Below are 18,633 nucleotides of genomic sequence, written 5' to 3' on the forward strand. Positions count from 1 at the left end.
CTGTAAAGCGATCGCCGATGACTGCACTTTCGTCATGCCCTGAACCGCGCCCTGACAGCGAATCCGGCTGGTACAAGCGGGCCGTGTTCTATGAGGTTCTGGTCCGCGGTTTCTTCGACTCCAACGGTGACGGCACCGGCGATCTGCGCGGGCTGATCGAGAAGATGGACTACGTGAAGTGGCTCGGGGTGGACTGCCTCTGGCTGCTCCCGCTGTACGAGTCGCCGCTGCGCGACGGCGGGTACGACATCTCCGACTACCTGAAGATCCTTCCGGAGTTCGGCGACATCCAGGACTTCTCCGCCATGATCGAGGCGGCCCACCAGCGCGGCCTCAAGGTCATCACCGACCTGGTCATGAACCACACCAGCGACCGGCACCCGTGGTTCCAGGCCTCCCGCCAGGACCCGGACGGGCCGTTCGGCGACTTCTACGTCTGGACCGACGACCCCACCAAGTACGACGGCGTGCCGATCGTCTTCGTGGGCGCCGAGGAGTCCAACTGGACCTACGACCCCGTACGCGGCCAGTACTACTGGCACCGCTTCTTCCACCACCAGCCCGACCTGAACTATGACAACCCTGCCGTGCAGGAGACCATGCTGGAGGTGCTCAGGTTCTGGCTGGACCTGGGCGTGGACGGGTTCCGGCTGGACGCCGTGCCGTACCTGTTCGAGCGGGAGGGCACCGACTGCTCCGGCCTGCCGGAGACGCACGCCTACCTCAAGCGCATCCGCGCCGAGATCGACCAGAACTACCCGGACCGGGTGCTGCTGGCCGAGGCCAACGGCTGGCCCGAGGACGTGGTCGAGTACTTCGGCGACCCGCTCACCGGCGGCGACGAGTGCCACATGGCCTTCCACTTCCCGCTGATGCCCCGCATCTTCATGGCGGTACGGCGGGAGAACCGGGAACCCATCTCCGAGATCATGTCGCGCACCCCCAAGCTGCCCGAGACCGCGCAGTGGGGCATCTTCCTCCGCAACCACGACGAGCTCACCCTGGAGCAGGTCACCGAGGAAGAGCGCGACTACATGCACGCCGAGTACGCCAAGGACCCCCGGATGCGCGCCTACCTGGGCATCCGCCGCCGTCTCGCGCCCCTGCTCGACAACGACCGGGACCAGATCGAGCTGTTCACCGCGCTGCTGCTGTCCATGCCCGGCTCCCCGGTCATGTACTACGGCGACGAGATCGGCATGGGCGACAACATCTGGCTGGAGGACCGGGACTCGGTCCGCACCCCGATGCAGTGGAACCCGGACCGCAACGCCGGCTTCTCCAAGGCCGACCCGGGCCGGCTCTACCTGCCGGCGGTGATGGACCCGATCTACGGGTTCCCCTCGGTCAACGTCGAGGCGCAGCAGAAGAACGAGTCGTCGCTGCTCCACTTCACCCGGCGCATGCTGCAGATCCGCCGGGAGCACCCCGTCTTCGGCACCGGCGCGTTCATCGAGCTCTGGTCGCCCAACCCGGCCGTGCTGGCCTTCCTCCGCGAGGACGGCGAGGACCGCGTGCTCTGCGTGAACAACCTGTCCCGGCACGCCCAGCCGGTGGAGCTGGACCTGCGCCGGTTCCAGGGGATGACGCCGGTGGAGTGCCGTGGGCGGGTGGAGTTCCCGCCCGTGGGCGAACTGCCGTACCTGCTGACCCTGCCGGGTCACGGGTTCTACTGGTTCTCCCTGAAGGACTAACCAGCCGTCACCGGCACCCGGGCCCGTGCGGCCCGGCGGGCCGGGATGAGGGCGACCAGGAGCGCGGCGCCGACCGCGATCAGCACGGCGGCGGCGAGGGCGGCCGGGGCCGGGGCGCGGCCGATCCCGGCGCCCATGCCGCTGCCGTGCCCCTCCAGGTCGATGAGCGCGGTGGACAGCAGGGCCCCGGCGGCGGCCCCGGCCAGCACACCGAGCACGGCGAGCAGCCCGGTCCCGGTGACCAGGGTGGCCATCACCTGGCGGGGCGTCAGCCCCATGGCCTGGAGCACCGCCAGGTCGCGTACGTGGTCGCGCAGGCCGAGCGCGCTGGCGGTGAGCAGGTTGGCCAGGCCGATCAGGGCCAGCACCACCACCAGCGCGACGATGATGACCCGGATCACGGCCAGCCGGTCGGCCGGGTTGACGGCCAGCGCGACCTCCAGGTCGCGGGCGAGCAGCCGCGCCCTGACCTCGCCCGGATCGGCGCCGTCCCGGAGCACCAGGCTGTAGAAGTGGGGCGGCACGGCGTCCTTGGCGGCCAGGGTGTCCAGGCCGAGGGAGAGCACCTCGCCGTCCTGCTCGGGCTCCAGCACCCGGCCGACGATGTGCACGATCAGCGGGGTGCCGCCCACGGTGAGCCGGACCCGGTCGCCGACCCGGACGCTGAGCAGGTCGAGCAGGCCCTGCCCGGCGACGGCCTCGTAGCGCTCCCGGAACATGCGCCCTTCGACGACGTGGAACGGGTACGGCGTGGCGGAGGTGCCGAGCGCCCGGGTCCGCACCGTCCGGGTCTGCCAGGGAACGAGCGCGTCCAGTTCGACCCCGGGGTAGACGGCGGCCACGTCGGGGTCGGCCGCCGCCCGTCGCTCCGCCTCCCCGGCGGTCATCTCCCCTGGCCGGACCACCAGCGCCGCCGCCTGCCCCACTCTTTCCGGATTTTTCGTGAAGTCGTCGAGGGTGGCCCAGCAGCCCAGGCCGATGGTGATCATCATCATCGGGATGGCCAGGCCGACGCTGGTCAGCGCCGCGGGGACCCGGCGGGTGAAGGCGTCCCTGGTGCCGAGGACCAGCGCGGGCGGGAGGCGTACCAGCAGGGCCAGGCGGGCCAGCCGGGAGAGGCGGCCGTGCGGCGGGAGGGCGGGGGTGGCCGGGATCGGGGTGGTCCTGCCACCGCGCCAGGCGGGCAGCCAGACCGCGACCAGCACGGTCAGGATGGTGCCCAGTGCGATCGCGCCCAGTTGGGCGGGGGAGGGCGGCACCCGGAGCGCGGCGATCGTGATCAGATGCCCGGCGGTCAGGCCCCCGGCGATGCCGAGCAGGCCCAGCAGCCCGTGTTCGGCCAGCAGCATGCGGGAGATCTGCGGTCCGGTGAAGCCCAGCGACTTGAGCGTGGCCAGGTCGCGGAGCTGGCCGAGCACCCGGCCGCCGGTGGCGTTGGCCAGCGCCAGCGCAGCCCCGACCAGGCCCGCCCCGCCGAACAGCGCCAGCAGCAGGCCGAGCAGCCGGTTGTCCAGCTCCATCGAGGCCCGCGCCTCGCGCCAGGTGGAGACCCGCTGCACCTGCCCGGCCAGTACGGTCACCGCCCGCTGGACCACCAGTGTGGTGTCCCCGGGGTCGGCCAGCCGCAGCCCGGTGACGTGCTCCCGCCGTCCCGGGGCGGGCTCGACCCTGGTCAGGGTCTCCCGCAGGGTCCAGGCCAGGCCGGGCGTCCACTCCGGATAGAAGCCCTGGTCGCCGCTCTCGGCCACGCCCTTGACGAACAGGGCGTGGGTGGCGCCGCTGAGCCCGGTCACCGTGAAGGGGCTGCCCGGCCGCAGGCCGAGGGCCTGGGCGAACGAGCGTTCCACCACCACCCCGTCCGGGTCGCTCCGGTCCAGCCAGCGGCCCTCGGTGAGCAGCGGGGTGGCGATCTCCGGCGGGGTGGCCGGGGCCTCCTGCAACGCCACGGGGACCTTCCGGCCGTTGCCGGTGAGGGTGGCGGGGGCGCTGCCGTACGGGCCGGCCAGGTCCGCGCCGAGCGAGCGTAACGCGGCGGTGTCGGGGGTGTCCTTGGTGTGGATCCAGACGTGCGCGCCGTGGCCCCGGGTGAACAGGCCGCGCCACGGGTTGGTGCCCTCCTCCAGCAGGGTGGCCGCCGTCACCAGCGCGGCCACGATGCCCGCCACCGCCAGCACGGTCAGCGCGACCTGCGTGCGGCGGGCGCGCAGATCGGCCCTGATCCACCGCCATTCAGCGATCACGCGTCAGCCCCTGAGCTCCACCACGTCACCGGCGGAACCCGGCGGGCGACGGCGGCGCCGCATCGAGGCGTCGTCCACGATCATCCCGTCGGAGAGGGTGACCACCCGGTCGGCCTTGCTGGCCACCTTGGCGTCATGGGTGACCACCACGATGGTCTGCCCCTGACCGTGCACCTCGCCGAGCAGGCGGAGCACGTCCCGGGTGTTGCGGCTGTCCAGGTTGCCGGTCGGCTCGTCGGCCAGTAGCAGCCGGGGCCCGTTGGCCAGGGCGCGGGCCAGCGCGACCCGCTGCTGCTCGCCGCCGGACAGCTCGGCCGGCGCGGCATACGCGCGCTCGGTGAGCCCCAGTTCGGCCAGCAGGTACTCCCGCCGCTCCCGCGACTCCCGGGGGGACATCCCGGCCAGCAGCGCCGGAAGCTCCACGTTGTCGGCCACGCTCATGTTGGTGACGAGGTTGTAGAACTGGAAGACGAAGCCGATCTTCCGTCGCCGGAGCACCGCCCAGGCGCTCTCCGAGAGGGTGTCCACGCGCTTGCCGTCCAGCCAGATCTCACCGCTGGTACGGACGTCGAGCCCGCCCAGCATGTGCACCAGCGTGGACTTGCCCGACCCGGAAGGCCCCATGATCGCGACGAACTCCCCGGCCTCCACCGTGAAGTCCACCCCCCGGACGGCGGGCACCGGCACCCCCCCGTTCTGGTAGATCCGCACCAGGTTGTGGGTGGTGAGAACGGTCATGTCACGAGGTCCTCCTGGCAGCGTTCCAGCCAGTCGAGGTCGGCCTGCAGGTGCAGCGTGGCCCCCTCGATCAGCAGGAGAGCGACCCGATCCCCCGGGTCGGTGCGCTCGGCGAGTTCGGTGAGATCCCGCATGAGCGAGAGATAGTGCCGGCGTTGCCGGTTGATCAGCGCCATCCGGTCGGCGATTCCGGTGAGCGGGGCGAGCACCAGTTTCATGAAGAACTCGTCCCGGACCCTGGGCCCCTCGGTGGGCTCGTCGACCCATTCCTCCAGCGCCTCCCGCCCGGCGGCGGTGAGGAAGTAGACCTTCTTGTTCGGCCGGTTGGACTGCTCGACGTCCACCACCCGGACGTAGCCGTCCTTCTCCAACCGGCCCAGGGTCACGTAGATCTGCCCGATGTTGGGCGAAGGGTAGGCTCCGCCGAACGTCTGCTCCAGCGCCTGTTTGAGTTCGTAACCGTGGGCGGGTTCCTTCGCCAGGAGCGCCAGCAGCGGTAGCCGCACCGCCCACCTCCGTTACCGAATTGCTGGGTTGACGCCAACATTAGCGCTATGCATAACATGCATGCACTTACCTAACACGTATGTAATGCGAAGTTCACAGGGAGGTGACGTGCTCAGACGGCTGCTTCCCATGGTGGTCACGCTGGTGGCGGGGTGTACCGCGCTGGGATCCCCCAGCGAGGAGCCTCCTGCGGCCGGTCCGATCACGCTCGCCATCGGCAAGGACACCACCGCCTTCCTTCGCCCCCAGCTCGACCGGTGGAACGCCGCTCACCCCAACGAACCGGTCACGCTGCTCGAGCTACCCGAAGCGTCGGATGAGCAGCGCGCCCAGATGGTGGCCAACCTTCAGGCGCACAGCGACCGGTACGACGTGCTCGGCCTCGACGTGGTGTGGACGGCCGAGTTCGCCGACGCCGGGTGGATCATCCCGCTGGACCGCGGCCAGTTTCCGCTGGGCAGGTTCCTGCCGCCGGTGGTGGACACCGCGGTCTACCGGGACAAGCTCTGGGCGGTGCCGTACTTCAGCAATGCGGGCCTGCTCTACTACCGCACCGACCTGCTCGGTGCGGAGAAGCCGCCGCGGACCTGGGCCGAGCTGCGCGACCAGGCCATCCGGCTCGGCCGCGACCAGGGCATCGGCGGCTACGCCGGGCAGTTCCTCCCCTACGAGGGACTGACCGTGAACTTCGCGGAGGCCGTGCAGTCCGCCGGCGGGCAGATCCTCAGCCCGGACGCGCGGCAGGTCACCATGGATCCGGCCATCGCCAGGACCGCCCTGGACCACCTGGTCACGGGCGTCCGGGAGGGCTGGATCCCGCAGGAGGCCCTCTCCTACAAGGAAGAGGAATCAAGGCTGGCGTTCCAGGAAGGGCGGCTGCTGTTCGCCCGGAACTGGCCGCACGCCTACGGCCCGGCCACGCACTCGGCCGTGGCCGGCAAGTTCGCGGTCACCCGCCTGCCAGGGCTGGACGGTCCCGGGTCCAGCACGCTCGGCGGGGTGAACCTGGCGGTCAGCGCCTTCTCCCGGCGCCAGCAGTCCGCCCTGGACTTCATCCGGTACTTCACCGGCCTGGAGAACCAGCGGCTGGTCCTCACCCAGGGCTCCTTCCCGCCGGTGTGGACCGAACTGTACGACGATCCCGCCCTGATCAAGCGGTTCCCGTACCTGCCGGTGCTCAAGGAGGCCATTCTCACCGCCCGTCCGCGGCCGGTGACCGCCAACTACAACCAGGTCAGCCTGGCTATTTCGAGTGCTGTATCGGGCGCGCTCGCCCGTACCACCCCCGTCGACGAGACCGTTGCCGACCTGCGGCAACAACTCGGCGAGGTCATCCGCTCAGGAGGATAACCATGCGCAGAAGCGCTGTTCTGATGATCGCCGCGCTCGCCCTCACGGCAGCCTGCGGCGGCGAGGCCGCCGCCCCCACCCCCTCCGGCTCCGCGCCCGCCCCGGCGGCGAAGCCGCTGGCCGGCACCAAGATCGAGATCGCCGCCAAGTGGACCGGCGACGAACAGGCCAGCTTCGAGAAGGTGCTGGCCGCCTTCGAGGCGAAGACCGGCGCCGAGGTCACCTACGCCTCCACCGGCGAGGACACCGGCGCCTACCTCGGCCCCAGGATCGAGGGCGGCAATCCGCCGGACGTGGCCATCCTGCCGCAGCCCGGCCTGGTCCAGCAGTACGCCGCCCAGAACGCCCTCAAGCCGCTCAGTCAGGGCGTGCTCGCACAGATCGACCAGAACTACACCCCGTACTGGAAGGAGCTGGGCTCGGCGGGCGGCCAGGTCTACGGCGTGCTGGTGAAGGCCGCGCACAAGTCGCTCATCTGGTACCGCGCCCCGGCCTTCGAGGACGCCGGCGCCGCCGAGGCCACCACCTGGGACGACCTGATCGGCAAGACCGCGCAGACGCTGGCCGACGCCGGCACCCCGCCGTTCTCGCTCTGCGGCGCCTCCGGCTGGACCCTCACCGACCTGTTCGAGAACGTCTACCTGTCCAGCGCGGGCCCGGAGAACTACGACAAGCTGGCCAAGCACGAGATCCCGTGGACCGACCCGTCGGTGACCACCGCGCTGGAGAAGATGGCGCAGATCTTCGGCAAGCCCGACTTCGTGCTCGGCGGGGCCTCCGGCGCGCTGCAGACCGACTTCCCCACCTGTGTCACCCAGGTCTACGGCGAGAAGAAGGCGGCCATGGTGATCGAGGCCGACTTCGTGGCCTCCTCGGCCACCCAGTCCGGCGCCGTGATCGGTGAGGACGCCAAGGCCATGCCGTTCCCGAAGGCCGGGGACACCGCGCCGGTGGTGCTCGGCGGCGACGTCGGGGTGGCGATGAAGGACAATGCGGGCGCCATGGCGCTGCTGGAGTTCCTGGCCTCCAAGGAGGGCGGCGACATCTGGGCGAAGGAGCCCGGCTACCTGTCCCCGAACCGGAACGTCTCGCCCGACAACTACCCGAGCGAGCTCACCAAGCAGCTGGCCCAGACCATCATCTCGGCCGGTGAGGCCGTCCGGTACGACATGTCCGACCTGGCCCCCAGCGCCTTCGGCGGCACCGACGGCAAGGGCGAGTGGAAGCACCTCCAGGACTTCCTGCGCAACCCGTCCGACATCAAGGGCACCCAGGAGAAGCTCGAGGCCGACGCGGCGAAGGCCTTCAAGGAGTAACCATGGCCGCGTTACCCAAACGGCAGCGGCTGGGGCCGTCCCCATCGCTGGCCTGGCTCTTCCTGGCCCCGGCGCTGGTGCTGCTGGCCGCCTGGATGATCTATCCGGTGGTGTACTCGCTGTTCCGCAGCCTGCACGACGCCACCGGGAACACCTTCGTCGGACTGGCCAACTACGGCGCCATCTTCAGCGACTCGGCCACGCTCATCACGATCCGCAACAACGTCATCTGGGTCGTGGTGGCACCGCTGCTGGTGACCGTACTCGGGCTGATCTTCGCGGTGCTGACCGAGCGCATCCGCTGGGCGACCGCGTTCAAGCTGGTGCTGTTCATGCCGATGGCCGTCTCGCTGCTGGCCGCCGGGGTCATCTTCCGGCTGGTCTACGAGCAGGCGCCGGACAGGGGCGTGGCCAACGCCATCATCACCACGGTGCACGACGCTTTCGCGGGCTCCCAGGGTTACCCTGGGGCCCGCCCCCGGGAGAACGACGCCGCGCCCGCCTCCGTCGAGAACGGCGCGGTGGTGACCAAGCAGGTCGTCCGGACCGGGCAGCCCGCGCTGATCCCGCTGGTCGGCCTCAGCCCGGACGCGGTCGCCGGCTTCGCTCCCGCCCGCCCCGCCAGTGGTGACGGCCTGACCGGCACGGTCTGGATCGACACCGTGCGCGGGGGCGGCGGCACCGTCAACCAGATCGACCCGGAGGAGAAGGGCCTGGCCGGGATGACCGTCGAGGCCCTCCAGGGCGGCGCCGTGAAGGCCACCACGGAGACCGCCGCGGACGGCACCTTCGCCTTCACCGGCCTGCCGCCCGGCGACTACCAGGTACGGCTCCCGCAGTCCAACTTCACCGCCGCCTTCAACGGCCTGACCTGGCTGGGGCCGACGCTGATCACCCCGGCCATCATCGGCGCCTACATCTGGGTCTGGGCCGGGTTCGCGATGGTGCTCATCGCGGCCGGTCTGTCGGCCATCCCCAGGGAGGCGCTGGAGGCGGCCCGGATCGACGGCTGCACCGAGTGGCAGGTGTTCCGCAAGATCACGGTGCCGCTGCTGGCGCCGGTCCTGCTGGTGGTCTTCGTGACGATGATCATCAACGTGCTGAAGGTGTTCGACCTGGTCTTCATCATCGCGCCGGGCTCGGTGCAGCCCGACGCCAACGTGGTGGCACTGGAGATGTGGCGGGTCTCCTTCGGCGGCGGCGGCGACCAGGGCCTGGGCAGCGCGCTGTCCATCTTCCTGCTGGTCCTGGTGCTGCCGTTCATGGCCTTCAACATCCGCCGGTTCCGGAGGGATGAACGATGAGCCACTCCGCCGCTTCTTTCGGCCGCCCTCGCGTCCGGGTGATGGACCGGGTGGGCAGCGGGCTGCTCCAGGTGGTGCTGGTGCTGGTGGCGCTGTTCTGGCTGATCCCCACGCTGGGGCTGCTGGTGGTCTCGCTCCGCGCCGAGCAGGACAACAACTCCTCCGGCTGGTGGACCTTCTTCAGCAAACCCGCTCAGATCACCTTCGACAACTACAGCAACCTGCTGGCCTCCGGGTTCAGCTCCTCCTTCTGGAACACGATCCTGATCACGGTCCCGGCCACCCTGCTGGTCATCGGGATCGGGGCCATGGCGGCGTACGCGTTCGCCTGGATCGACTTCCCCGGTCGGGACGCGCTGTTCCTGGTGGTGGTGGCGCTGCTGGTGGTGCCGGTCCAGATCGCGCTCATCCCCATCGCCAAGCTCTACGGCGCACTGGGCATCTTCGGCTCGGTCGCCGGCGTCGTGCTCTTCCACGTCGCCTTCGGCCTGCCGTTCGCCATCTTCCTGCTCCGCAACTTCTTCACCGGCATCCCCAGGGAGCTGATGGAGGCGGCCAGGATGGACGGCTCGCCGGAGTGGAAGATCTTCGCCACCATCGTGTTCCCGCTGGCCAAACCGGCCATCGCGTCGCTGGGCATCTTCCAGTTCCTGTGGGTCTGGAACGACCTGCTGGTGGCCCTGGTCTTCGCTGACACGGGCAGCCAGCCGATGACCAAGGCGCTGCAATCCCAGATGCGGCAGTTTGGGACGAACGTCGACATCCTCGCCCCCGGGGCGTTCCTGTCGCTGATCATCCCGCTCATCCTCTTCTTCGCCTTCCAGCGGTACTTCGTACAAGGCCTGCTGGCGGGCTCGGTCAAGTAACCCTCTGGTACGGCTCGCGCGGCCCTTCCCTGGCCCAGCTCATTAGCGGGGGCATCTGGGTCAATTCGGTCGCGTGAGCCGTACCAGGGCGGGAAAGCGGATAAGCTCCGCGACCATGACCGCACGTCCGTTACACGAGATCATGGAAGCAGACTGGGCGAAAGCCCTGGAGCCCGTAGCCGGGCGAATAGCCGCGATGGGGGACTTCCTGCGGCAGGAGATCGCCGACGGCCGGCAGTACCTGCCCGCCGGGGCGAACGTGCTCCGCGCGTTCCAGCAGCCGCTGGCCGACGTACGGGTGCTCATCGTGGGTCAGGACCCGTATCCGACACCCGGGCATCCGGTCGGCCTCAGCTTCTCGGTGGCGCCCGACGTCCGCCCGCTGCCGGGCAGCCTGCGGAACATCTACCAGGAGCTGACGACGGACCTGGGGCTGCCCATGCCGTCCAACGGCGACCTCACCCCGTGGACGCAGCAGGGGGTGCTGCTGCTCAACCGGGTGCTCACCGTGATGCCCGGCAAGCCCGCCTCGCACCGGGGCAAGGGCTGGGAGGAGGTGACCGAGCAGGCCATTCACGCGCTCGTCGAACGCGGCGGCCCGCTGGTCGCCGTGCTCTGGGGCCGCGACGCCCGCAACCTGCGGCCGATGCTGGGCCAGGTGCCCTGCATCGAGTCCGCCCACCCGAGCCCGCTGTCGGCACGGAGCGGCTTCTTCGGCTCCCGCCCGTTCAGCCGCGCCAACGCCCTGCTGGCCGAGCAGGGCGCATCTCCGGTCGACTGGAAGCTCCCCTAGGATCACCACCATGAGCGATGCAACGGATACCGGACGCTATCTCCGGTTGACGGTAGATCTTGTAGTTGAGGTCACGGACGTGGCCGCCCTCCAGGCGGCCGCGCTCAAGGAGATCAGCCACCCCGAGGCCGATCTCGACGCCGCCGAGCGTCAGGAACAAATCGACCTCGTCAACGGCGACGAAACCGGCGCCGCCGCACTTCAATGGCTCATCGAGCCCGATCATGTCCTCAGCCTGGTCGACCACATCGAAGAGGTCGAACCCCGGGAGGCCATGCTCGGCGTCGAGCCCTCCGACGGCACGCTCGAAGACGAAGACGACGACCACGACGACTGAGTTCGTTTCTATTTTTTAGCGGCTCTATTTTTTACGGCTTCGCCTACCCTGGCGCCGACGTCTCCACTCCACCGCGCCTCGCACGGCGCTCCTCACCGCCGTGCGAGGCCGCCGTAACGACGGGCGTCATTAACCGGTTTTACCGGTTCTATCGGTGGCGGAGGGGGACTGTTCGGCCGGCGGTGCTTTCGCGGATTACCAGGCGGTGGTCGACGAAGATTTCCTGGGTGGCGCCGAGGGTCGCGCCTGACATTCGTTCCACCAGTAGGTCGACGGCCTGGATGCTGAGCTGTTGCTTGTCGGGGGAGATGGTGGTCAGGGTGGGGGTGCCGTAGCGGCCGTCCTCGATGTCGTCGAAGCCGGCCAGGGCGACCTCCTCCGGCACGGCGTAGCCGCGTTCCAGGAGGGTGCGGAGGGCGCCGAGGGCGAGTAGGTCGTTGAAGCAGAAGACCGCGTCGGGCGGGTCGCCCGCGTCACTCGCGTCCAGCAGGCGGGCCATCGCCCTGGCGCCGTCGGCGCGGTGGTAGGCCTCGACTGAGGCGATGAGACGCTCGTCGGCGGGCAGACCGGCCTGGGCCAGGGCCTGGTGGTAGCCGGTGAGGCGGAGCCGGGCGGTTTCGGCGGCGGGGGAGTCCTGGGCGCCGATCGCGGCGATCCTGCGGCGGCCGAGGCCGATCAGGTGCAGGGTGGCCTCCCTGGCCGCGGCCACGTTGTGCACCACGACGTGGTCGGCGGGGCCGTGGTGGATGCGCTCGCCGAGCAGGACCATCGGGGTGTCGTCGGTACGGGCGCTCAGATCGTCGGCGGTCAGCGCGAGCGGGCTGAAGATCAGGCCGTCGATCATGTGGTCCCGGATGCCCTCGGCGACCTGCTGTTCGCGTTCCCTGGTGCCGCCGGTCTGGTCGATGAGCACGGTCAGGCCGTGTTTCTCCGCGGCGTCCACGACCAGCCGGGCGAGTTCGGCGAAGTAGGGGATGTCCAGTTCGGGGACGGCCAGGGCGATGATCCCGGAGCGGCCTCTGCGCAGGTTGCGGGCGGACAGGTTGGGCCGGTAGTTGAGCTCCTTGATGGCCTGCTCGACCCGGGCGCGGGTGCGCGGGGTGACGTGCACGTAGCCGTTGACCACGTTGGAGACGGTCTTCACCGAGACGCCGGCCAGGCGCGCCACGTCCTTCAGCCCGACCCGGTGCCGCTCCTCGGGGCCGGTCGCCGAGGTCGATCCCGTCTGGTCCCCCATGCCTGATCCTTCGCTCCACTGTGGCACGAGATCAATCATACGACCCATTTACAACGTTATATACAACGATGTATATCTCGTAACCAGCACGAAACACAGCAGGGAGGACAGCCTGTGGAGCCCGCCAAGCTCACCCTCGACCCGGCCTTCACGATCGGTCCGGTCGAGCGGCGCCTGTTCGGATCGTTCGTCGAGCACATGGGCCGGTCGGTCTACACGGGCGTGTTCGAGCCGGGGCACCCCGCCGCCGACGAGACCGGCCTGCGCCGCGACGTGGTCGACCTGGTCCGCGAGATGGGCGTGACGGTGGTCCGCTACCCGGGGGGCAACTTCGTCTCGAACTACCACTGGGAGGACGGCGTCGGCCCCGCCGACGAGCGCCCGGCCCGGCTCGACCTGGCCTGGCGCCAGATCGAGAGCAACGCGTTCGGCCTGGACGAGTTCATGACCTGGTCCGCCGAGGTCGCCGCCGAGCCGATGCTCGCCGTGAATCTCGGCACCCGGGGCCTGCGCGAGGCCTGTGACCTGCTGGAGTACGCCAACCACCCGGTCGGCAGCCGCTGGTCGGACCTGCGCGTCAAGCACGGCAGGCGGGAGCCGTACGACATCCGCCTGTGGTGCCTGGGCAACGAGATGGACGGACCGTGGCAGATCGGCGGCAAGACCGCCGAGGAGTACGGCCGGCTGGCCGCCGAGACGGCCAAGGCGATGCGGCGGGTGGACCCCCGGGTGGAGCTGGTCGCCTGCGGCAGCTCCAACAGCCGGATGCCCACCTTCGCCTCCTGGGAGGCGACCGTCCTGGAACACTGCCTGGAGCACGTGGACTACATCTCGGCACACGCCTACTACGACCCAGCCGGCGGCGACCGCGCCAGCTACCTGGCCTCGGCCGTCGAGATGGACGCGCACATCGCGGCGGTGCTGGCCACCGCCGACCACGTCGCCGCCAAACTGGGCAGCCGCAAGCGGCTGCGGCTGGCCTTCGACGAGTGGAACGTCTGGTCGAACAGCCTGTTCGGCGGCGAGGCGAGCCTGGACTGGGCCGAGGCGCCGCGGCTCATCGAGGAGGAGTACGACGTGGCCGCCGCGGCGGTGGTCGGCAGCCTGCTGATCACCCTGCTCAACCACGCCGACCGGGTCGGCATCGCCTGCCAGGCCCAGCTGACCAACGTCATCGCCCCCATCCGCACCGAACCGGGCGGCCCGGCCTGGCGGCAGACGATCTTCCACCCGTTCGCGCTCACCGCCGCCCACGCGCGCGGCCGGGTGCTGCGGACCGAGGTCACCGCGCCCGGCTTCCCGACCGAACAGTACGGCGAGGTCCCCGTACTGGCCGCGGCCGCCACGTACGACGACGACGAGGGCGAACTGACGGTCTTCGCGGTGAACCGCGGCGACCGCCCCCTTCCACTCGATGCCGACCTGCGCGGCCTGCCCGGGTTCGCCGACGTCCGCCATGTCGCGGTCGCCGACGCCGACCCGGGCGCGCGCAACACCCAGGAGACACCGCACCGGGTCACCCCGCACCCGGTGCCCGGGACCGCGCTGCACGGCGACCGCCTGTCCGCGCTGCTCCCGCCCGTCTCGTTCAACGTCGTGCGGCTCACCCGAGGCTAACCTCAAGCGACGCCGCACCCACCGGGGGCTGGAAGAACGGCTGGCCAGAAGGCCAGTGAAGATCGGGGGGAGAGGAGATTCTCATGAGATTGCGCAGCCGGGTACGGCTCGTCACGATGACTGCCGCGATCGCCCTGATGTCGACGGCCTGCGCGGGCCAGGGACAGGGCAGTGGCGGCACCCCAGCGGAGACCGGCGGTGCCGGCGGATCCGCCGCCCCGGTCACGCTCAAGTTCTGGAACGGCTTCACCGGTCCTGACCGGCCCGCGGTCGAGGCCATCGTGTCCAAGTTCAACGCGTCGCAGACCAAGGTGAAGATCGAGATGGAGATCATGCCCTGGGACGTGTTCTATGACAAGCTGCTGCCCAGCCTGGGCTCCGGCACCGGCCCCGACATCACCGCGATGGACACCGCGCAGATCCCGCAGTACGCGGCCCGCTCGGTCTTCCAGCCGCTGGACGACATGTACGGCCCGCAGGCCATCGACCCGGGCGTGCTGGTCGCCTCGGCCGTGGACGCCACCTCCTTCAAGGGCAAGAAGTACGGCGTCCCGATGAACTTCACCACCCTGAAGCTCTACTGGAACAAGGACATGTTCCGCGAGGCCGGCCTCGACCCGGAGAAGCCCCCGGCCACCTGGGCGGAGTTCGGTGACTACGCCAAGAAGCTCACCAAGGACACCGACGGCGACGGCAAGCCGGAACAGTACGGCCTGGCCATCGCCGACCACGCCACCGTCCCGATGTGGCCGATCCTGTTCTGGCAGAACGGCGGCGGCGTCGTCTCCGCGGACGGGCGCACCGCCACCCTGGCCGACCCGGCCACCATCGAGGCCGCCCGGCACTGGGTGGACCTGGTCACCAAGGACAAGATCGCACCGATCGGCCTGGGCGGCGCCGACGCCGACAAGCTCTTCCAGAGCAAGAAGGCGGCCATGGAGATCGTCGGACCGTGGATGACGACCGGCTTCAAGGAGGCCGGCATCGACTTCGGCCTCGCCATGCCGGCCGCCGGACCGAAGGCCAACGTGACCCTCGGCACCAGCGTGGCCTTTACCCTCAGCGCCCGCGCCGACGCCGCCAGGAAGCAGGCCGCGCAGGACTTCTTCGCCTACTGGAACAACAAGGAGTCGCAGGTCTACTGGGCGGTCAACTCCGGCTTCCCGCCGAACCGGACCGACCTGACCGCCGACGACCTCAAGGAGAGCCCCTACTCGGCCGTCTTCGGGCAGGACGCCGACAAGTCGCGGTTCTACCTGGCGGGCGTGCAGGAGTTCCAGAAGGTCAACGAGACGATCTTCGAGCCCGCGCTCCAGCGGGTGCTGAACGGCCAGGGCGACCTCGAACAGGTCTTCGGCCAGGCCGCCAAGGAGATCCAGGCCGTACTCGACAGCGCCCAGTAGACCGGGAGAGGGCAACCGTGACGACCTCCGTACCCACGGCGAGGCGACCGCGTGGCAGGCGCGCCGGACTCGCCGGCCGACGGCAGGCCAGGGCGGCATGGCTGTTCATGCTGCCCACCCTCGCCGTGCTCGCGGTGTTCGTGGTCTGGCCGATGCTGCAGGCGCTGTACCTGTCGTTCACCGACTACCAGGTGTTCTCACCGGCCCGCTGGATCGGCCTGGAGAACTACGGCAGGCTGGTGTCCGACCCGGCGTTCGGCAACGCCCTGGTCAACACGCTCTACTACGCGGCGGTGACCACGCCGGTCTCGGTGGGGCTGGCCCTCGGGCTCGCGCTCATGCTGAACCGGCGGATGCCACTGCGGGGGTTCGTGCGGACCGCGGTCTTCGTCCCGGTTGTCATCTCGCTCGCCGTCGTGGCCATCGCCTGGAGCTTCCTGCTCGACCCCAACATCGGGCTGCTCAGCCACTGGCTGTCCGAGATCGGCATCGTCTCCGAACAAGGCTGGCTCCGCGACCCGGCGCTGGCCATGCCCGCGGTGATGGCCGTGGGAGTCTGGAAGAACGTCGGCTTCTACATGGTGATGTACCTGGCGGGACTGCAGTCGATCCCGGCTGTGCTCTACGAGGCGGCCCGGGTCGACGGGGCGGGCACCTGGCCCCGGTTCCGCCGCATCACCTGGCCGCTGCTGTCCAACCAGACCATGCTCATCGTGATCATGGCGGCCATCGCCACCCTCCAGGCGTTCGACCAGATCTTCGTGATGACCCGCGGCGGGCCGTTCTTCCGTACCGAGACCCTGGTGATGATGACCTACCGGGTCGGGTTCAAGGAGTTCCAGTTCGGCTACGCGGCCGCGGTGTCCTGGGCGCTGGTGGCGCTGATCTTCGTGCTCAGCATGCTGCAGTTCGGATATTTCAGGAAGCGGGCGGTGACGTACTGATGCCGGAAGACAGCCGCCTGACGTGGCGGGGGGCGAGCCGCTGATGCCCCGTGACAACCGTGGGCTCCGCCTGACCTGGCGGGTGCTGTCCACCGCGACGGCGCTGGCGATCGGCCTGGCCATGCTCTTCCCGCTGGTGTGGATGGTGGCCACCTCGGTCAAACCCGAGGCGGAGATCGTCTCCTTCCCGCCCCGGCTGCTGCCGGACACCTTCACCCTGGAGAACTACGCCGCGGTGTGGGAGCGCCTGCCGTTCACCCGGCTCTTCGTCAACACGGTGATCTTCGCGGGCACGGTCACCGTCTGCTCGCTGCTGCTCGACTCGATGACCGCCTACGCCCTGGCCCGGCTCCGCTTCCGCGGCAGGGGAGTGGTCTTCGTCCTGATCCTGGTCCTGCTCATGGTGCCCTTCCAGGTCACCCTGATCCCGCTGTACGACCTGCTGGCCGGCCTCGGCTGGATCAACACCTACCAGGGGCTCATCGTGCCGAGGCTCACCAACGCGTTCGGCATCTTCTTCCTCCGCCAGTTCCTGCTGTCGATCCCGCGCGACCTGGAGGACGCCGCCCGCGTCGACGGTGCCTCCGAGCTGCGGATCTACTGGCGGATCGTGCTGCCGCTCGCGGTCCCCGCCCTGCTCACCCTGGGCCTGTTCCACTTCATGTACAACTGGAACGACCTGCTCTGGCCCCTGATCATCGGCCAGGACTCCACCCGGCAGACGCTGCCCGCCGGGCTCGCCCTCTTCATGGGGCAGCACGTGGTCGAGTACGGCCCGCTGATGGCCGCCAGCGTGCTGACCCTGCTGCCGGTGGTCGTCTTCTTCATCATCATCCAGCGCCGGTTCGTGGCCGGCATCGCGACGACGGGAATCAAATAGACATGCGGTGGTTCGAGGACGGCCGGCTCCGGTTCGCCGTCGGGATCGAGGACACCTTCGTCCCCCAGGAGTACCCCGGCGCCCGCCGGCTCGACGAGTACGAGCTGACCCAGCACTACCACCAGTGGCACGCCGACCTCGGCCTCGCCGCCGCCACCGGCGCGGAGCTGATCCGCTGGGGCATCCCCTGGTACCGGGTCGAACCCGAGCCAGGCACCTTCCGCTGGGACTGGCTCGACCAGGTCGTCGACCGCCTCGCCGAACTCGGCCTGACCTGCGTCGTCGACCTGATGCACTACGGCACCCCGACCTGGCTGGACAACCAGTTCCTCAACGCCGACTATCCGGCCCGAGTCGCCGAGTACGCCACCCGCGTCGCCGACCGCTACCGGGACCGCCTGCACATCTGGACCCCCCTCAACGAGCCCACCATCAACGCGATCTACTGCGGCGAACAGGGCACCTGGCCACCCCGCCTCACCGGCCACGACGGCTTCGTCAAACTCGCCACCACCATCGCCCGCGGCATCACGGCCACCCAACGCGGCATCGCCCAGATCCAGCCAGAGGCGACCTTCGTCCACGTCGAGGCAAGCTTCCGGTACGCGGGCGACTGGTTCCCCTTCGACCTCAACCTGATCAACGAACGCCGCTACCTAATCATGGACCTGGTCACCGGCGCGGTCGACGACACCCACCCCCTCCGCGCCTACCTGTCCACCCACGGCGTCAGCGACACCGACCTCGCCCACTTCCGCGACTCCGCAGTCACCCCCGACGTAATCGGAGTCAACTACTACCCAGCCTTCACCACCACCCGCTACGAGCCCGGCTCACCCACCCCCCTCCCGGTAGAAGCAGGCACATCCGGCCTCGAAGAACTACTCCACGAGTTCGCCACCCGCTACGGCCGCCCCCTCTTCCTCACCGAAACCAGCAGAGCCGGCACACCAGAGGAGCGCATCACCTGGCTCCGAGACAGCGTCGCCCTGATCCACCGCCTCCGCGAGAAGGGCCTCCCCATCGTCGGCTACACCTGGTGGCCCCTGTTCGCCCTGATCGACTGGCTCTACCGCCAGTCCACCGAGCCAGCAGAACACTGGCTCATCCAAATGGGCCTCTACAACCTGGAACCCGACGGCGCCGGAATCCTCCAACGCGTCCCCACCCCAGCAGCCGAGGAGTACCGCCGCCTGGCTCATCCCCGGCGTGATGCCTCGACCTAATCAACGGCCCCTCCTCGCTGCGACGTGCCGAGGCCATAGGTCGGGTTCTCGCCGAACCCCCGGTTTGGTCCGACACTGCCCAACGTGGCAGCCCAGTTGCTCGCTGCCGTGGGAATTTGTACATGCAGTCGTGGAAGCGGGAGGCGGGGCAGTTCCTCCGGCCATGTAGCGATTACGTGTC

The 18,633-nt window shown here is 69.5% G+C and carries 16 protein-coding genes; 12 read left to right on the forward strand and 4 right to left on the reverse strand.

Annotated elements, in window-relative coordinates:
- Window positions 1–17 precede the first annotated feature (17 nt).
- A complete protein-coding gene (gene treS / locus KIP79_RS20355; RefSeq protein ID WP_214106452.1) occupies window positions 18–1,694 on the forward strand; it encodes a maltose alpha-D-glucosyltransferase in 1,677 nt (558 codons plus the stop codon).
- Here treS and KIP79_RS20360 read toward each other — a convergent pair.
- From KIP79_RS20360 to KIP79_RS20370, 3 genes are read right to left on the reverse strand one after another with little or no spacing between them, the layout of a single operon-like run.
- Window positions 1,691–3,934 carry an ABC transporter permease gene (locus tag KIP79_RS20360; protein WP_214106453.1) on the reverse strand — a complete coding sequence of 748 codons (2,244 nt, stop codon included), beginning with the start codon at window positions 3,932–3,934 and terminating at the stop codon, window positions 1,691–1,693. The genes treS and KIP79_RS20360 overlap by 4 nt on opposite strands.
- 3 nt (window positions 3,935–3,937) lie before the next feature.
- Window positions 3,938–4,672, reverse strand: a complete 735-nt coding sequence (locus tag KIP79_RS20365) for an ABC transporter ATP-binding protein (protein ID WP_214106454.1) — start codon at window positions 4,670–4,672, stop codon at window positions 3,938–3,940.
- Window positions 4,669–5,178 (reverse strand): PadR family transcriptional regulator, encoded by a 510-nt coding sequence (locus KIP79_RS20370; protein WP_214106455.1) that lies wholly within the window; start codon window positions 5,176–5,178, stop codon window positions 4,669–4,671. The genes KIP79_RS20365 and KIP79_RS20370 overlap by 4 nt, the downstream gene beginning before the upstream one ends.
- 109 nt (window positions 5,179–5,287) lie before the next feature.
- Here KIP79_RS20370 and KIP79_RS20375 point away from each other — a divergent pair, with 109 nt between their 5' ends.
- From KIP79_RS20375 to KIP79_RS20400, 6 genes are all read left to right on the forward strand, one after another.
- On the forward strand, window positions 5,288–6,529 hold the full coding sequence (locus KIP79_RS20375; protein WP_308169809.1) for an ABC transporter substrate-binding protein: 1,242 nt from the start codon (window positions 5,288–5,290) through the stop codon (window positions 6,527–6,529).
- Between the two features lie 2 nt (window positions 6,530–6,531).
- Window positions 6,532–7,845 (forward strand): ABC transporter substrate-binding protein, encoded by a 1,314-nt coding sequence (locus tag KIP79_RS20380; protein WP_214106457.1) that lies wholly within the window; start codon window positions 6,532–6,534, stop codon window positions 7,843–7,845.
- A 2-nt stretch (window positions 7,846–7,847) separates the two neighbouring features.
- Entirely contained in the window at window positions 7,848–9,149 is a 1,302-nt protein-coding gene (locus tag KIP79_RS20385) for an ABC transporter permease (RefSeq protein ID WP_214106458.1), read from the forward strand.
- Complete coding sequence (locus KIP79_RS20390; protein ID WP_214106459.1) at window positions 9,146–10,015, forward strand: carbohydrate ABC transporter permease; 870 nt, start codon at window positions 9,146–9,148, stop codon at window positions 10,013–10,015. The genes KIP79_RS20385 and KIP79_RS20390 overlap by 4 nt, the downstream gene beginning before the upstream one ends.
- Window positions 10,016–10,130: 115 nt before the next feature.
- The gene (locus tag KIP79_RS20395) at window positions 10,131–10,808 is read left to right on the forward strand and encodes a uracil-DNA glycosylase (RefSeq protein ID WP_214106460.1); all 678 of its coding nucleotides are present in this window, start codon (window positions 10,131–10,133) and stop codon (window positions 10,806–10,808) included.
- 79 nt (window positions 10,809–10,887) lie between these two features.
- Window positions 10,888–11,145 (forward strand): hypothetical protein, encoded by a 258-nt coding sequence (locus tag KIP79_RS20400; protein WP_250213536.1) that lies wholly within the window; start codon window positions 10,888–10,890, stop codon window positions 11,143–11,145.
- 148 nt (window positions 11,146–11,293) lie between these two features.
- Here the strand turns inward: KIP79_RS20400 and KIP79_RS20405 are convergent, their stop codons facing one another.
- Complete coding sequence (locus tag KIP79_RS20405) at window positions 11,294–12,382, reverse strand: LacI family DNA-binding transcriptional regulator (RefSeq protein WP_214106462.1); 1,089 nt, start codon at window positions 12,380–12,382, stop codon at window positions 11,294–11,296.
- Window positions 12,383–12,496: 114 nt separating this feature from the next.
- Between KIP79_RS20405 and arfA the strand changes: the two genes are divergently transcribed.
- From arfA to KIP79_RS20430, 5 genes are all read left to right on the forward strand, one after another.
- Window positions 12,497–13,999, forward strand: a complete 1,503-nt coding sequence (gene arfA / locus KIP79_RS20410; RefSeq protein ID WP_214106463.1) for an arabinosylfuranosidase ArfA — start codon at window positions 12,497–12,499, stop codon at window positions 13,997–13,999.
- 83 nt (window positions 14,000–14,082) lie between these two features.
- Window positions 14,083–15,402: an ABC transporter substrate-binding protein gene (locus KIP79_RS20415; protein WP_214106464.1), complete on the forward strand. Its 1,320-nt coding sequence runs from the start codon at window positions 14,083–14,085 to the stop codon at window positions 15,400–15,402.
- Between the two features lie 17 nt (window positions 15,403–15,419).
- Entirely contained in the window at window positions 15,420–16,346 is a 927-nt protein-coding gene (locus tag KIP79_RS47140; protein ID WP_214106465.1) for a carbohydrate ABC transporter permease, read from the forward strand.
- A 43-nt stretch (window positions 16,347–16,389) separates the two neighbouring features.
- Window positions 16,390–17,226 carry a carbohydrate ABC transporter permease gene (locus KIP79_RS20425; RefSeq protein WP_214106466.1) on the forward strand — a complete coding sequence of 279 codons (837 nt, stop codon included), beginning with the start codon at window positions 16,390–16,392 and terminating at the stop codon, window positions 17,224–17,226.
- A gap of 2 nt (window positions 17,227–17,228) precedes the next feature.
- A complete protein-coding gene (locus KIP79_RS20430) occupies window positions 17,229–18,452 on the forward strand; it encodes a family 1 glycosylhydrolase (RefSeq protein ID WP_214106467.1) in 1,224 nt (407 codons plus the stop codon).
- Window positions 18,453–18,633: the final 181 nt, after the last annotated feature.

It is taken from the genome of Acrocarpospora catenulata (assembly GCF_018476525.1).
In the GTDB taxonomy this organism is placed as follows: Bacteria; Actinomycetota; Actinomycetes; order Streptosporangiales; family Streptosporangiaceae; genus Acrocarpospora; species Acrocarpospora catenulata.

Bases quoted from the DNA above. Each gene is read 5' to 3' on its own strand.
- treS (WP_214106452.1), top strand. From the start codon at position 18: ATGACTGCACTTTCGTCATGCCCTGAACCGCGCCCTGACAGCGAATCC.
- KIP79_RS20365 (WP_214106454.1), bottom strand. From the start codon at position 4,672: ATGACCGTTCTCACCACCCACAACCTGGTGCGGATCTACCAGAACGGG.
- KIP79_RS20380 (WP_214106457.1), top strand. From the start codon at position 6,532: ATGCGCAGAAGCGCTGTTCTGATGATCGCCGCGCTCGCCCTCACGGCA.
- KIP79_RS20385 (WP_214106458.1), top strand. From the start codon at position 7,848: ATGGCCGCGTTACCCAAACGGCAGCGGCTGGGGCCGTCCCCATCGCTG.
- KIP79_RS20390 (WP_214106459.1), top strand. From the start codon at position 9,146: ATGAGCCACTCCGCCGCTTCTTTCGGCCGCCCTCGCGTCCGGGTGATG.
- KIP79_RS20395 (WP_214106460.1), top strand. From the start codon at position 10,131: ATGACCGCACGTCCGTTACACGAGATCATGGAAGCAGACTGGGCGAAA.
- KIP79_RS20405 (WP_214106462.1), bottom strand. From the start codon at position 12,382: ATGGGGGACCAGACGGGATCGACCTCGGCGACCGGCCCCGAGGAGCGG.
- KIP79_RS20415 (WP_214106464.1), top strand. From the start codon at position 14,083: ATGAGATTGCGCAGCCGGGTACGGCTCGTCACGATGACTGCCGCGATC.
- KIP79_RS20425 (WP_214106466.1), top strand. From the start codon at position 16,390: ATGCCCCGTGACAACCGTGGGCTCCGCCTGACCTGGCGGGTGCTGTCC.
- KIP79_RS20430 (WP_214106467.1), top strand. From the start codon at position 17,229: ATGCGGTGGTTCGAGGACGGCCGGCTCCGGTTCGCCGTCGGGATCGAG.